This window comes from Novosphingopyxis sp. YJ-S2-01, assembly GCF_016093175.1.
Classification (GTDB): Bacteria; Pseudomonadota; Alphaproteobacteria; order Sphingomonadales; family Sphingomonadaceae; genus Novosphingopyxis; species Novosphingopyxis iocasae.
In genome coordinates, this window is sequence record NZ_JAEDAI010000010.1 from 1 (window position 1) to 506 (window position 506).

General features: G+C 47.0%; 2 protein-coding genes. One reads left to right on the forward strand and one right to left on the reverse strand.

Features of this window, described 5'->3' with window-relative positions:
• Nucleotides 1–282 (forward strand): JAB domain-containing protein (locus I6A82_RS14405; protein WP_198095665.1); only part of this gene is annotated, 282 nt, incomplete at its 5' end.
• Here I6A82_RS14405 and I6A82_RS14410 read toward each other — a convergent pair.
• Nucleotides 279–506 (reverse strand): DUF3467 domain-containing protein (locus tag I6A82_RS14410; RefSeq protein WP_198095666.1); only part of this gene is annotated, 228 nt, incomplete at its 5' end. The genes I6A82_RS14405 and I6A82_RS14410 overlap by 4 nt on opposite strands.

The window sequence follows — 506 nt, forward strand, 5'->3', positions numbered from 1 at the left end:
AGCAACAAGATATTGCGTTTTGAAATCATCAGTGAAGGAGGCGTTACCGGAACCGTAGCCGATCCCAGGATCATTTTAAAAAAGGCTTTGGAATACGATGCTACGAATATCATCCTTTGTCATAACCACCCCAGTGGCAGTCTTCAGCCCAGTAAGTCGGATATCCTGCTGACACAGAAAATAAAAGAAGCAGCCGGTTGCCTGGATATCCGGCTGCTCGATCATATCATTGTTAGTAGTGAAGGGCATTGCAGCCTGGCAGATGAAGGTCTGCTGTATTAAGCCTGCGCTGTAGGACCGCCAAAGTTCATGGGAATCTCAATATGTTCCAGGTCCTGTATCGGGCCATTGGCCGCTTCGAACCTTTCAATATTTTCCTCCAGCGCTTTCATAAACCGCTTGGCATGCATGGGCGTAAAAATGATCCTCGATTTCACCCTGCTTTTCGGGGTGCCGGGCATCACATTCACAAAATCTATTACAAACTCGGCATTACTGTGGGTAAT